Here is a 12,436-nt window from a genome sequence, read left to right on the forward strand (position 1 = left end):
CCAAATGTCTCCTCACCGGCAAGGGAAAGGACCTGTTGCTCATGTCGAATTCAGGAACGGTCGTCGCGGAGAGTGCGCCGCCCGCCGAGGGCCGCCGACGACGGATCACGCTGCCGCCCCTCGGCGTGCAGGTCCTGATCGCGCTCGTGGTCGGCGCCCTGCTGGGCGTGGCCGCGCCGGCCTTCTCCGACGAGCTGAAGATCGTGGGAGACGGCTTCATCCGGCTGATCAAGATGACCATTGTTCCGCTGATCTTCCCGCTCATCGTCGTGTCCGTGGCACGCATGGAATCGGCGAAGACCGTGGGGCGCATGGCCACCAAGGCGCTGCTCTACTTCGAGATCGTCACGACGGTGATTCTGGCGTTCACATTGTTCGCCGCCTTTGTCTCCGGAATTGGAAAGGGCGCGAATCTGGGATCGGTCGACCCTGCCGACACCGAGGGAATAGGCCGGAGCGTCGATCTGAAGAACCTGTTCCTGCACATCATTCCCGAGAACGTGTTCGCGTCGGCGGGCGAGGGGGAGCTGCTGTCGATCCTCTTCTTCGCCGTCTTCCTCGGGATGGCGCTGACCAAGATCGGCGACAAGGCCAAGCCCGTGGTCGCGGTCTTCGACGCCGTCGCCGACGCGATGTTCCAGATGATCACGTGGATCATCAAGCTGACCCCGCTGGCCGTCGTCGCGTTCGTCGCGTACAACACCGCCCACTACGGCTGGGACCTGGTGGTGAAGCTGGCGGTGTTCGTCCTCGTCTTCTACGCCGCCGTCCTCGTGGTCCTCGTCGTGCTGTTCCCGCTCATCGCCGTCGTGTTCCGGGTGCCGTACGTCCGGATGCTGCGCGCGGTCGGGGACCTGCTGTTCTTGTCGTTCGTGACGCGCAGCTCCGAGGTGGTCCTCGCGCCGCTGATCGAGCGCCTCGACAAGTTCGGCGTGGACCGGAAGGTGTCCTCGTTCACCCTGCCCCTCGGCTACTCCTTCAACGCCGACGGCGCCACGATGTACGAGGGCCTCGCGGTGGTCTTCCTCGCCCACGCGTACGGCGTGGAGCTGACGGTGCCGCGTCTGATCACCACCCTGCTGGTGCTGATGCTGCTGACCAAGGGCATCGCGGGCGTTCCCTCGGCCTCGATCGTCGTGCTCTTCTCCGCCGGCGCGACCATTGGCCTGCCCGCCGAGGGGATCGCCATCCTGCTGGCCGTCGACTTCGTGGTCGACATGGCACGGACCGGTCTGAACGTCACCGGCAACTCGCTCGCCGCTCTCGTGATCGCGAAGTCGGAGGGCCGGTTCACGGACCGGACCAAGGCCGCCGGCCCCGCCGCCGAGAAGGTGGAGGTCTGACCGCGGCCGACGACCGCCGTCGGCGCCCCTGACGCCCCCCCCCGTGACGGTGGCGTCGGCGCCGCCGCACCCCTGTGACTGTGACCGGGCCCGTGCCACCGCTTCCCGCGGTGCTCGGGCCTCTCACGTGTCCCGGTGCACCCGGGATCAGCGAATGCAAGGATGTGACCTGCGTGTTTTCCGTCGTACCAACAAAATTTCAAGCTCTTTCAACACGGATGTCGAAGGCCGCGTATCCCCTGGTGACCACATCGTCTGCGGAAATGGACGGCATCATGGCCCCCTGGCACGGATCGGACACGGACGGCCGTGTCGGTGAGCGGTAGCCCCGTGAAGTGGCTGCGCGGACGGTTCGCGTCGAAGGACACGGAGCCGACCGCACTGCGCACCGACCGCGAGGTGCAGGCCGCCTACGATCTCTACGGCGGTGAACTCTTCGGGTTCGCGTTCAAGGCGCTGGACGACCGGCAGCTCGCCGAGGACGTCGTCCAGGAGACCTTCGTCCGCGCCTGGAAGTCGCCCCGCGGCTACGACCCGAGTCAGGGATCCATGCGGACCTGGCTGTTCGCCATCGCCCGGAACGCGGTGGTGGACGCCATCCGGCGGCGCAAGGTCCGCGAAGGGACCGGCTTCTCCTCGTGGGACGCCGTGTCCGAGTCGTCCTCGGCGTTCGACCCCGTCGATCAGCTCCTGGAGCGGATCCAGCTGGGGGAGGCGCTGGAGCGGCTGAGCCCGCAGCACAGGGAGGCGGTGGTGGAGGTGTACTTCGGCGGTCGTACCTGCGCCGAACTGGGTGAGGAGCTGGGAGTCCCGGCGTCCACCATGCGCAGCCGGCTGTACTACGGCGTGCGGTCGTTGCGGCTCATCCTCGAGGAGAACGGGTGGCTGGCACCATGAACAAGGAATGCGTACCCTTCCGGCCGCTCCTGACCGAACACCTGCTGCTCGGGACGCCTCTGCCGGAGGAACTCTCCCGGCACGTCGACCAGTGTCCCGACTGCGCCCGCGAGGCCGCCGAGGCCGAGGACGTGGTCCGCACGATGCGGCGGGTCGACCCCTTCGCCGACTGGACGGGGGCGCGGACACCGGCGGCGCGCACCGGGCCCTCCAGCGACCTGGGTGACCGTATCCGCCGGATCGTGGCCGAGCCGGAGCCCGCCCCCAGGCCCCGCTACCGGCGACGCATCGCCCTCGGTGTGTCCGCCGCGTTCGTCACGGCGGCCGCGGCGGTCGTCCCGCTCACGCTGGACCAGGACCAGCCGCCGCCCGCGACGACGGCGTCCGTGGAGCTCGTCCGTGACGGAGGGATGGTCGAGCGCCCCGGAGGCACCGAGGTGCCGGTGGTGCTGTCCGGGCTCAAGAAGGGCGAGACCTACCGGATGGTGACCGTCAACGCCGAGGGCACGCGCATGCCGGGCGGCAGCGTACGGGCCGATTCCGACGACGAGGTGTCCACCCGCATGATGACGGCCATGCGCCGGGACACCATCACCGCGCTGCTGGTCGAGGACGAGTCGGGGCGCGTGGTGACCCACGTCCGCGTGTCGCCGCCCGACCCCTCCCCGTCCGCCTCCCGGCAGGCCTGACCGCCCGGCCGGGACCGCACCCACAGACCAACTGACGCCGCGTTCACCGGGCGCTCGGGCGACTCGTCGTACCCGGAGCCCCGGCGGTTCGCCCTGCCCGAAATCAACAGTCGACAGACAACGGAGACCACAGATGTCTACTGCGCGTCGCGCAACATGGATGCTCATCGCCACGCTGGGAGTGGGCGGCGGCGGTGTCGCGGCCGCCTCCATGGCGCAGGCAAGCCCCGAGCAGGCGGTGGCCAAGGCCAGTGCCACGGACAAGCACCGCCCGATCCCGGTCTCGGGCCGGGACCGGATCTACACCGCCGACCAGTCGTCCAACACGGTGACGGTGATCGACCCCTCGACCAACAAGACGCTGGGCACCATCGCCCTGGGCGACCAGCGAGTCGGCAGCACCTTCAGCCCGCAGTACACCGGTGACTCCGGGGTGCACGGACTGGCCTACTCGCCGGACCGTCATCTGCTGGCCGTGGTGAGTGTCACGAGCAACACGGTGCACATGGTGGACACCAGGACCAACAAGGTCCTCAACACCACCGATGTGGGCCGCGCCGCCCACGAGGGCAGCTTCACCGCCGACGGCAAGGAGTTCTGGGTCGCCAACCGCGGCCGCGACACGATCTCCATCGTCGACACCAAGCACGGCGGCGTCACCGGCACCGTGCGCGTCGGCGACGGGCCCTCGAAGGTGCTCATGAGCCCCGACGGCAAGTACGCGTACGTCAACTTCACCACCAAGGCCGAAGTCGACGTCATCAACGTGCGCTCTCACAAGATCGTCAAGCGCATCACCGGGCTCGGTTCCACCTTCTCCTCGGACCAGGCCATCTCCCAGGACGGAAAGCAGATCTGGGTCTCGCACAAGCGCGACGGCAAGATCAGCGTGCTCGACCTCAGGCGCAATGAGCTCGTCACCGTGCTGAACACCGGCCCGGACACCAACCACCCGCAGTTCGTCGACAACCGCAAGGGGAAGTTCGTCTACCTGACGATGGGCGGGCTCGACGAGACCTGGGTGTACAAGCGGACCGACGGTGCCCCCAAGCTCCTCACCAAGATCAAGAACGGCGGTCACGCCCCGCACGGTGCCTGGGGCAGCGGTGACGGTTCCCGTCTCTACATCGGCCTGGAGAAGTCCGACGCGGTGGACGTCATCGACACGGCCACCAACAAGGTGGTCGACACCCTCGCCTCCGGCCAGGAACCGCAGGCCATCGTCTACGCCCCCCGGGCCACCAACCGGCCCGGCGGCGCTCCCAACCTCGGCCACCAGGGGCTGGGCCAGCAGGCCCACAACGTGCCGACCACCCTGCCCGACGGCAAGCGCGGCGACACCCTGGACCCGGTCAAGGGACGTGTCCTGGAGGCCACCATCCGCCCCGTGGCCGGACTGGACATGATCCAGCTCCAGGCGCGCGGGCTCAAGGCGGACACCGTCTACCAGGCCTACTCCGTGGCCGCCGACGGCAAGAAGACCCTCCTGCGGACGTTCCCCACCGACAAGGAGGGCAAGACGCCCATGGCGCTGTCCTTCGGCAGCTTCAACGGCGAGAGCATCGCCGTCGAGGTCAAGGGCGCGGTGAGCCCCGTCCAGAAGGCGGCCTTCGCCTCCCAGGCCAACGGCCACACCCACGGTGTGAAGACCGCCGACCTCCTGTACTGCGACTGCTGCTGACCCCGCTCCCGACACCAACACCGACACCGACCTGAGAGGACGTTGCCATGTCCCGCCGCACTCGACGGCGCATCACCCCACTGATCACTGTCGCCGGGGCGGCGGGCGCGGTCCTGCTCTCGGCCGGCGCCGCCACGGCCCACGTCCGGGTCATCGGCGACGTCATCCCCGGCAAGCCCGCCACCCTTCAGTTCCGCGTGCCCAGCGAACTCGCCGAAGCCACCACCGTCCGCATCACGGTCGAGGTCCCCACGGACCTGATGATCACCTCGGTGCCGAAGCTCGACGGCTGGAACCAGGAGACACTCCCCGGGACGGGCGGCAAGGGCACGCAGCTGGTCTGGACGGCGGAGCAGGGGCACGAGATCCAGCCCGCCCAGAGCGAGACCTTCCAGGCGAACGTCGGCCCCGTTCCGGACCGGTACTCCCTGACCTTCAACACCGAACAGACCTACTCCAACGGCACCTCCGTCGCGTGGAACCAGCCCAAGACCGGCGACGAGGAACCGGAGTTCCCCGCACCGGTGCTCGTCGTGGATCCCGAGGCCAGCCCGCCGCCCGGCTCCGCCGACGGCGCGCAGCAGCCGGGCACCTCCGCGTCCGCCCCGGCTCCCTCCGCCGGTGCTCCTTCCGTCGACGCGGCGACGTCCGCACCGGCCGCCGCCGAGGAGTCCGACTCCGGCTCGTCCGGCCCGCTGATCGCGGTGATCGCAGCGGGAGTCGCCGTGGCCGCCGGGCTCGCCGTCGCCGTACTGCGACGGCGCGGCGCGCGGGACGGCTCGCACGCGTAACACCCCGTCCGGCCCACCAGGACACTCGGCCACGGTCTTGCCCCGACTCCGAGAAGGCGACCCGATGTCCCACCCGGCACTGTTACCGAAGAGCGGCGACGCCGACCCGCCGTCCACCCCGGTCCCCAGGCGGGCCGTGGTGGACATGCGGGCACGCGAGCAGGGCGTCCGCGCCGCCCGCCGCTTCACCGCGGCCGTCCTGGCCCGCTGGGGAGTGCACGGGGAGCACGGCGAGGCGGCCGTGCTCATCGTGAGCGAACTCGCCACCAACGCGGTGCGCCACGGCCGGTCCGACCTGACGGTCGCACTCGCCCTGGCCGGGGACACCCTGCGCATCGACGTCACCGACCACGGCGAGCCGTCCGCGCCGCCCCGGCCGCCCGCGCCCGGCGAATGCGGGCGTGGCCTGGACATCGTCGGCTGCCTGGCCGACCGGACCGAGACGGTCCGGCATCCCTGGGGACGACGGGTGAGCGCCGTGATCGGCGTCGGCGGCCCGGGTCCGGCCGGATGACGCCCCGAGGGCGGCGGACGGGTCAGGGGCGGCGGGCGTTCTCCAGGTAGTGCAGGATCGCGGCGACCCGCCGGTCGACCTGCTGGTTGGGTGTCAGGTCCAGCTTGGCGAAGATGTTGCGGATGTGCTTGTGCACGGCCCCGTCCGTGACGACGAGGCGCTGGGCGATGGCGATGTTGCCGAGCCCCTCCGCCATCAGCGCCAGCACGTCCCGCTCACGCGGTGTCAGGCGCTCCAGGCGTACGTCCTGACGCGAGCGGGTGAACAGCTGCGAGACGACCTCGGGGTCGATGGCGGTACCTCCGGCGGCCACCCGGTGCAGCGCGTCGAGGAACTCCTCCACCCGCCCGACCCGCTCCTTGAGGAGATAGCCGATGCCGCCGACGCCGTCGGTGAGCAGATCGGTGGCGAAGCTCTGCTCCACGTACGCGGACAGGACGAGCACGGCGAGCCCCGGGTGACGGCGGCGCGCCTCGACGGCCGCCCGGATGCCCTCGTCGGTGTGGGTCGGCGGCATCCGCACGTCCAGGATCGCGACGTCGGGCCGGTGGGCGTCGATGGCGTCCAGCACCTCGTCGGCCGAGCCCACCTTGGCGACCACGTCCAGCGCCTCCGCGCGCAGCAGCAGCGCCAGCCCCTCCCGCAGCAGGGGGTCGTCCTCCGCCATCACGATCCGCATGGGAAATCCACCTCGAGAACAGTCGGTCCGCCGTGCGGACTGGTCAGGCGCAGCACACCGTCGTGTGCCGCGATACGGCGCCGGATACCGGTCAGTCCGGACCCGCCCGCCTCGTCGGCACCGCCGTGGCCGTCGTCCTCGACGCGCAGCAGGAGCCGTCCGCCCCGGCTGCGCACGGTGACGGCGACGCCGGTGGCGCCACTGTGCTTGGCGACGTTGGTGAGGGCCTCGGCCACCACGAAGTAGGCGCTGGCCTCGACCGAGGCGGGGCACCGCTCCGGGAGGTCGACGTCCGTGCGGCAGGGCACCCCGCTGTTCGCCGCGAGACCGGAGAGCGCGCCGGCCAGCCCGCGGTCGGCGAGGACGGGCGGCAGGATGCCGCGTGCGACGGCCCGCAGCTCGGACAGTGCCTGTTCGGCGGCCGACTGGGCGCGTTCGAGGAGCTCCTCCGCGCCCGCCGGGTCGCGGGCCACCATGCGGCGGGCCGCTCCGAGCAGCACGGTGACGCTGACCAGGCGGTTCTGCGTGCCGTCGTGCAGGGACCGCTCGATCCGGCGCAGTTCGACGGCGTGGGCGTCCAGCGCGGCGGCCCGGGTCGCGGTCAGCTCGGCGATCCGCAGGGAGAGGTCGGTGCCCGGACCGGCCGCCAGGAGGCGCACCGCGGGCCGGGCCTGAAGGCGGGCCAGCCCGGGACCCAGCCCCAGGACGATGGCGATCCACCCCACACCCAGCAGGGACACCACACTGGCCTGCGCCCACGAGTCGGCGGTGCCGAAGCCCAGCGACGTGCTCGTGGCACCCGACGGGGCGAGCGGCCACACCAGCGGGAAGAGGGTGTCGCGGACGGCGAAGACCGGCAGCAGCAGCCCGAGCAGACCGGCGAGCAGACCGAACGTGGCGTGGACCGCCAGCCAGCGCAGCTCACGCCGGGTGGTGTCGTCGGCCAGGGCGAGCCGCAGCCGCACGGGCGCCGGATCCGGGGCGACGATCTCGACGCCGTGGCGGGACAGGCGCCCGCGTTCGCGGCGGGCGAGCGCGTGCACGGCCCGCAGCAGGGTGGGCGCGAGCAGCAGCCCGACGCCCGCCAGACAGGCGACGGCCGTCAGCGCGAGCAGGCCGAGGAGCGCCAGGGCGAGGACGGCCGTGCCGAAGCCGCCCACGAGCTGCCTGAGCGCGGCGAGCGCGGCGGACAGACTGCCGAGGACGGCCGACTTCCAGGACTGATCCGGGCCGGTCCCGCTCGGGGCCGCCGGTCTGTGTTTGTGCCGGGCGGTCACGTTTCGCCTTTCACCGGCCCTCCAAGTACGCCGTCACCCTATGTGCCGTCATGGCCTGTGCGGAGGGGCGGCGGGAAAAGGTACAGCCTGCTGTACCACCGATCCGGCGGCCTGAGGGATCGGCACCCGGTGTGACGGACCGTAGCGTCGAAGGCCTCGCACCGTTTCTCCTCACCCCTCACGGAGCAGCCATGACCTACCCGGACCCCGCACAGCTTCCGCCGGTCTCTGTCCGTGGCGGGACACCGCAGGAGGGCGCCGACGGGGGAGTGGTCCGCACCGTGCTCTGGGTGGTCCTCGTGGTCAGCGTCGTGGGCAACACGGTGGCCTCCTACGCCGGGGCCGGCACCTGGGTGCACCTGGTCGCGGGTGTCGTGACCGCGGTGTGCGCCACCGTGCTGGCGGTGCGCCGGTTGCGCGGCGGACGCTGAGGGGGCGGAACACGCCTGTGGCGGCGGGCGGTTCATGCCGGTGCGGCTCCCGGCGGTGTGACCACCGCGAGGGCGTCGACCTTGCCGCGGCGTTCGAAGCGCAGGGTGAAGCGCACGAGGTCGCCGGTGCGCCAGCCGGGCCGTGCCGTCAGGGTCACGTCCACGCCGTGCGGGGACATGGACAGGCGGTCGCCGGCCGGGACGCCGACGGAATCCAGGGACTCCTTGGACGCGGCACCACTGGGCGTCATGAAGTGCCGGCTGAGGCCGGCCTCCCGGCCGGAGTAGGTCACCGCCACCAGCCGGTCGTCGGTGTCACCGGTGTTGGTGACGTCGAAGTACGCGGACGTCTCCGTCGTCTCGCCGAACGGCAGGAAGACCCGGCCGTAGGCGACGTCGATCCGCACGGTGGGACGGCCGGCCCCGCCCGCACCGGCCCAGGCGGTCAGGCCGCCGAGGGCGACGCCGCACGCGACGACGGGGGCGAGGGCGGCCAGCGCGGTGTCGGTCAGCCGGCGCCGGGACAGGCGCCGCAGGAGTGTGTTCATCGGGACGGTCATCGGATCCTCCTGCGTGCGGGCGCGGGCTGCCAGGCGCGCAGCCGCAGACTGTTGCCGACCACCAGCAGGGAGCTGAGCGACATCGCCGCGGCGGCCAGCATGGGGTTCAGCAGGCCGACCATGGCCAGCGGCACGGTCACCACGTTGTAGCCGAAGGCCCACACCAGGTTGGTCCGGATGGTGCGCAGGGTGTGCCGCGCGAGTTGCACCGCGTCGGCCAGGGCCTCGATGCTGCCGCGGGACAGGGTCACGTCGGCGGCTCCGATGGCCACGTCCGTGCCGCTGCCCATGGCGATGCCGAGGTCGGCGCCGGCGAGTGCGGCGGCGTCGTTCACACCGTCGCCGACGACCGCGACCCGGTAACCCTGCTCCCGCAGCTGCCGCACCAGATCCGCCTTGTCCTCGGGGCTGCGGCGCGCGTACACGTCGGTGACACCGAGAGCGTCGGCGACGGCCTGTGCGGGCGCCTCGCGGTCCCCGGTGGCGAGCACCGGGCGCACGCCCAGCCGCCGAAGCCGCTCCACGGCCCGGTAGCTGCCGGGCCGTACGACGTCACCGACCTCGATCAGGGCCTGCTCCACCCCGTCCACGCACACCAGTACCGGGGTGTGCGCGGCCTTCTCGGCCGCCGCCAGCGCCTCGGCCAGCGGGCCGGACAGGTCGTCGCCGGGTGCCAGGACCTCCACCCGCCGGTCCTCCACCCGCCCGGACACCCCGCGCCCGGTCAGCGCCCGGAACCCGTGCACCTCGGGCAGGTCCTCGCCGGGCAGCTCCCGGCGCGCGTGCGCGGCGACGGCGCGGCCCAGCGGATGCTCCGAGCCCTGCTCCACCGCACCGGCCAGCCGCAGTACGGCGTCCTCGCCCAGTCCGTCGGGGACCGCCGTCACCCGGGCGACGCTCATGTGCCCGGAGGTGAGCGTGCCGGTCTTGTCCAGGACGACCGCGTCGAGGTGCTGGAGGCCCTCCAGGGACTGCGGCCCCTTCACGAGCACGCCGATCTGGGCGCCGCGGCCGGTGGCGGCCATGAGCGCGGTGGGCGTGGCCAGACCGAGGGCGCAGGGGCAGGCGACGACCAGGACGGCGACGCACGCGGTGACGGCCGGCTGCGCGTCGGCCCCCGCACCCAGCCAGAAGCCCAGCGTGGTCACGGCCAGCGCCAGCACCACCGGGACGAAGAACCCGGCGACCCGGTCGGCCAGCCGCTGCGCCTTCGCCTTGCCGGCCTGGGCGTCGGTCACCAGCTGTGCGATCCGGGCGAGCTGGGTGTCGGCGCCGACGGCGGTCGCCCGCACGAGCAGCAGCCCGCCGGCGTTGACCGCTCCGCCGACCACGGCCGAGCCCGGGCCCACCTCGACCGGTTCGCTCTCGCCGGTGACCAGGGACAGGTCCACGGCGGAACTGCCCTTCACGACCTGGCCGTCGGTGGCCGCCCGTTCACCGGGGCGGACCACGAAGACCTGCCCGACGGTCAGTTCCTCCACGGGGACGAGCCGCTCGGTGCCGTTCTCGCGGACCGCCACCTCCTTGGCCGTCAGCCGTGCCAGCGAGCGCAGCGCCTCCCCGGTCCCGCGCCTGGCCCGTGCCTCCAGGTAGCGGCCCGCGAGCACGAACAGCGGGACGCTGACGGTCGCCTCGAGGTAGATCGCCGGGGCGTCGGTGGCCGCGCCGGGCAGGAGCGAGAAGGCCATCTCCATGCCCGGCTCGCCCGCACCGCCCAGGAACAGCGCGTACGTGGACCACGCGAAGGAGGCGACCACACCCAGGGACACCAGGGTGTCCATGGTCGCCGCCGCGTGCCGCAGCCCGCGCAGGGCCCGTACGTGGAACGGCCACGCGCTCCAGAAGACGACGGGGGCGGTGAGGGTGAAGCACAGCCACTGCCAGTTCACGAACTGCAGCGCGGGCACCATGGACACGGCGAGCACGGGCAGCGAGAGCAGGGCGGTGACCACGAGCCGGTGGCGTTCTTCCCGGTCGGCCCCGCCCTCGGTCCCGCCGTCCGGTCCCGCGGCCTCGCCCGCGTCGTCCGCGGGGCGCGCCCCGCCGGGCGGCTCGGGGACCGCGGCGGTGTAACCGGCCCGCTCCACGGCCGCGACGAGTTCCTCGGCGCCGATGTCCGCGGGGTGCTCCACCCGGGCCCGGCCGGTCGCCAGGTTGACGCTGGCCGTGACCCCTGCCAGCTTGCCGAGCTTCTTCTCGACGCGGTTCACACAGGCCGCGCAGGTCATGCCGCCGACGGTCAGGTCGGTGGTCATGGTGACGGGATCCGGGGCAGTGGGTTCGGTGTCCATCGGTGCTCTCCTCAGCCCATCCCGTCCATGCCGTCCTGGCCCCCTCCGGACCCGCCCCCGCCGCCGTCCCCCGGGGACACGGCTCCACCGTCCGACGAGCCCGACATGCCGGGCGACACCGGACCGGCGACCGACCCGACGGCGTACGACACCGCGAACATCAGCGCCAGCAGCAGGAGGAAGCCGTACAGCACCGGGGGCGGAGCGAGCGCTCGGGCCGACGCGCCCGCCTCCGGGGACTTGGGTCGGGATTCGGCCGTCACGGGTTCTCCAGGTCGCTCGCGGTGCGCGGCGTCGAAGGGATCGAGCCGCGTTTCCTGAGGAGTCGGGGAGCTCGGGGCGTGAGTTCCGGGGCGAGCGCGTGGCGCGCGTCACAGGGTGGTGTCACAGGGTGGTGTCACAGCGCGGCGTACGGGCGGCATGCGGGCCGGTCCGCTTCAACGTTTCGCCGCAAGGGCGCGTAAACCCGAACGACACCCGGGGCCGCGCTCCCGGGCGGGAGGAGACCCCCGCAGACAGCAGGTGCCCGGTGCGAGGAGCTGGTGGCGATGACCCCTGAACGGCCCCACCCCGGCCGGTGTTCCGCCGTCGGCCGCTCCGGGAGGCGGCACACGGCGGCCTCCGACGCGGAGGCGACCCGGCTCGCGCTGGCCGCCAGGGACGGCGACGCCCACACGGCCGACCTGTTCGTCCGGGCGCTCCACCACGACGTGCGCACCTTCGTGGCCCACCTCGGCCCCGACCCGCAGGACGTCGACGACCTCACCCAGGAGGTCTTCGTACGGGCCCTGGTCGGTCTTCCCCGGTTCGAGGGACGTTCGGCCGCCCGCGTCTGGCTGCTGACCATCGCCCGGCGCACCGTGGTGGACAGCTTCCGGTACGCCGCGGCCCGGCCCCGGCGCGCCGACCGGGAGGACTGGTGCCGGGCGGCCGAGGAGGCCCAGCCCCGTGACCTGCCCGGCTTCGAAGAGGGCGTCGCGCTCAGGGAGTTGCTTGCGACCATCCGCGCGGACGGACGCGAGGCCTTCGTCGTCACCCAGCTCCTCGGCTTCCCCTACGCCGAGGCCGCCGCCATCCTCGGCTGTCGCGTCGGCACGGTCCGCTCCCGCGTCGCGCGGGCCCGGACCGCGCTGGCCGGACTGGTCGGGGAGGCGGAGGCGGAGGCGTCGGCGCTCGCCGGTGCCTGAGCGCCGGGCCCGCACGGGTGCCAGAAATCCCGAACGGCCGGGAACCCGGCGCCCCGCCACCACGACCCCTTGTGCGGAGCCGGCTGACAGGGCTCC

The 12,436-nt window shown here is 72.4% G+C and carries 13 protein-coding genes; 8 read left to right on the plus strand and 5 right to left on the minus strand.

Going from position 1 to position 12,436, the window contains the following annotated elements:
• Positions 1–41: 41 nt before the first annotated feature.
• The 6 genes from OHA99_RS36155 to OHA99_RS36180 all read left to right on the plus strand — a co-directional run bounded on the left by OHA99_RS36155 (position 42) and on the right by OHA99_RS36180 (position 5,915).
• Entirely contained in the window at positions 42–1,343 is a 1,302-nt protein-coding gene (locus tag OHA99_RS36155; RefSeq protein WP_331727740.1) for a dicarboxylate/amino acid:cation symporter, read from the plus strand.
• Positions 1,344–1,658: 315 nt separating this feature from the next.
• On the plus strand, positions 1,659–2,240 hold the full coding sequence (locus tag OHA99_RS36160; protein WP_239650207.1) for a sigma-70 family RNA polymerase sigma factor: 582 nt from the start codon (positions 1,659–1,661) through the stop codon (positions 2,238–2,240).
• The gene (locus tag OHA99_RS36165) at positions 2,225–2,929 is read left to right on the plus strand and encodes a hypothetical protein (RefSeq protein ID WP_331727748.1); all 705 of its coding nucleotides are present in this window, start codon (positions 2,225–2,227) and stop codon (positions 2,927–2,929) included. The genes OHA99_RS36160 and OHA99_RS36165 overlap by 16 nt, the downstream gene beginning before the upstream one ends.
• A 133-nt stretch (positions 2,930–3,062) precedes the next feature.
• Complete coding sequence (locus OHA99_RS36170) at positions 3,063–4,610, plus strand: YncE family protein (RefSeq protein ID WP_329433974.1); 1,548 nt, start codon at positions 3,063–3,065, stop codon at positions 4,608–4,610.
• Positions 4,611–4,657: 47 nt separating this feature from the next.
• A complete protein-coding gene (locus OHA99_RS36175; protein ID WP_329433972.1) occupies positions 4,658–5,401 on the plus strand; it encodes a DUF1775 domain-containing protein in 744 nt (247 codons plus the stop codon).
• A gap of 64 nt (positions 5,402–5,465) precedes the next feature.
• Entirely contained in the window at positions 5,466–5,915 is a 450-nt protein-coding gene (locus OHA99_RS36180; protein ID WP_165687579.1) for an ATP-binding protein, read from the plus strand.
• Positions 5,916–5,937: 22 nt separating this feature from the next.
• On the opposite strand, the gene OHA99_RS36185 is transcribed toward OHA99_RS36180, so the two are convergent.
• Entirely contained in the window at positions 5,938–6,594 is a 657-nt protein-coding gene (locus tag OHA99_RS36185) for a response regulator transcription factor (RefSeq protein ID WP_164386884.1), read from the minus strand.
• Entirely contained in the window at positions 6,582–7,787 is a 1,206-nt protein-coding gene (locus OHA99_RS36190; RefSeq protein WP_319123388.1) for a sensor domain-containing protein, read from the minus strand. The genes OHA99_RS36185 and OHA99_RS36190 overlap by 13 nt, the downstream gene beginning before the upstream one ends.
• 275 nt (positions 7,788–8,062) lie before the next feature.
• On the opposite strand from OHA99_RS36190, the gene OHA99_RS36195 reads away from it, so the two are divergent.
• Positions 8,063–8,302: a hypothetical protein gene (locus OHA99_RS36195; protein ID WP_331727761.1), complete on the plus strand. Its 240-nt coding sequence runs from the start codon at positions 8,063–8,065 to the stop codon at positions 8,300–8,302.
• 32 nt (positions 8,303–8,334) lie between these two features.
• Here the strand turns inward: OHA99_RS36195 and OHA99_RS36200 are convergent, their stop codons facing one another.
• The 3 genes from OHA99_RS36200 to OHA99_RS36210 are packed head-to-tail and all read right to left on the minus strand — an operon-like array spanning position 8,335 to position 11,416.
• Complete coding sequence (locus OHA99_RS36200) at positions 8,335–8,862, minus strand: copper chaperone PCu(A)C (protein WP_331727764.1); 528 nt, start codon at positions 8,860–8,862, stop codon at positions 8,335–8,337.
• Complete coding sequence (locus OHA99_RS36205; protein WP_331727767.1) at positions 8,859–11,153, minus strand: heavy metal translocating P-type ATPase; 2,295 nt, start codon at positions 11,151–11,153, stop codon at positions 8,859–8,861. The genes OHA99_RS36200 and OHA99_RS36205 overlap by 4 nt, the downstream gene beginning before the upstream one ends.
• An 11-nt stretch (positions 11,154–11,164) precedes the next feature.
• The gene (locus OHA99_RS36210) at positions 11,165–11,416 is read right to left on the minus strand and encodes a hypothetical protein (RefSeq protein ID WP_319123334.1); all 252 of its coding nucleotides are present in this window, start codon (positions 11,414–11,416) and stop codon (positions 11,165–11,167) included.
• 285 nt (positions 11,417–11,701) lie between these two features.
• Here OHA99_RS36210 and OHA99_RS36215 point away from each other — a divergent pair, with 285 nt between their 5' ends.
• Complete coding sequence (locus tag OHA99_RS36215; RefSeq protein ID WP_331727773.1) at positions 11,702–12,340, plus strand: sigma-70 family RNA polymerase sigma factor; 639 nt, start codon at positions 11,702–11,704, stop codon at positions 12,338–12,340.
• Positions 12,341–12,436: the final 96 nt, after the last annotated feature.

The sequence above is a fragment of the Streptomyces coelicoflavus genome, from assembly GCF_045041415.1.
GTDB classification, from domain to species: Bacteria; Actinomycetota; Actinomycetes; order Streptomycetales; family Streptomycetaceae; genus Streptomyces; species Streptomyces coelicoflavus.

Excerpts from the sequence above, each read along its gene's own strand:
- OHA99_RS36195 (WP_331727761.1), top strand. The coding sequence starts at position 8,063 with ATGACCTACCCGGACCCCGCACAGCTTCCGCCGGTCTCTGTCCGTGGC.
- OHA99_RS36185 (WP_164386884.1), bottom strand. The coding sequence starts at position 6,594 with ATGCGGATCGTGATGGCGGAGGACGACCCCCTGCTGCGGGAGGGGCTG.
- OHA99_RS36180 (WP_165687579.1), top strand. The coding sequence starts at position 5,466 with ATGTCCCACCCGGCACTGTTACCGAAGAGCGGCGACGCCGACCCGCCG.
- OHA99_RS36175 (WP_329433972.1), top strand. The coding sequence starts at position 4,658 with ATGTCCCGCCGCACTCGACGGCGCATCACCCCACTGATCACTGTCGCC.
- OHA99_RS36170 (WP_329433974.1), top strand. The coding sequence starts at position 3,063 with ATGTCTACTGCGCGTCGCGCAACATGGATGCTCATCGCCACGCTGGGA.
- OHA99_RS36215 (WP_331727773.1), top strand. The coding sequence starts at position 11,702 with ATGACCCCTGAACGGCCCCACCCCGGCCGGTGTTCCGCCGTCGGCCGC.
- OHA99_RS36205 (WP_331727767.1), bottom strand. The coding sequence starts at position 11,153 with ATGGACACCGAACCCACTGCCCCGGATCCCGTCACCATGACCACCGAC.
- OHA99_RS36200 (WP_331727764.1), bottom strand. The coding sequence starts at position 8,862 with ATGACCGTCCCGATGAACACACTCCTGCGGCGCCTGTCCCGGCGCCGG.
- OHA99_RS36155 (WP_331727740.1), top strand. The coding sequence starts at position 42 with ATGTCGAATTCAGGAACGGTCGTCGCGGAGAGTGCGCCGCCCGCCGAG.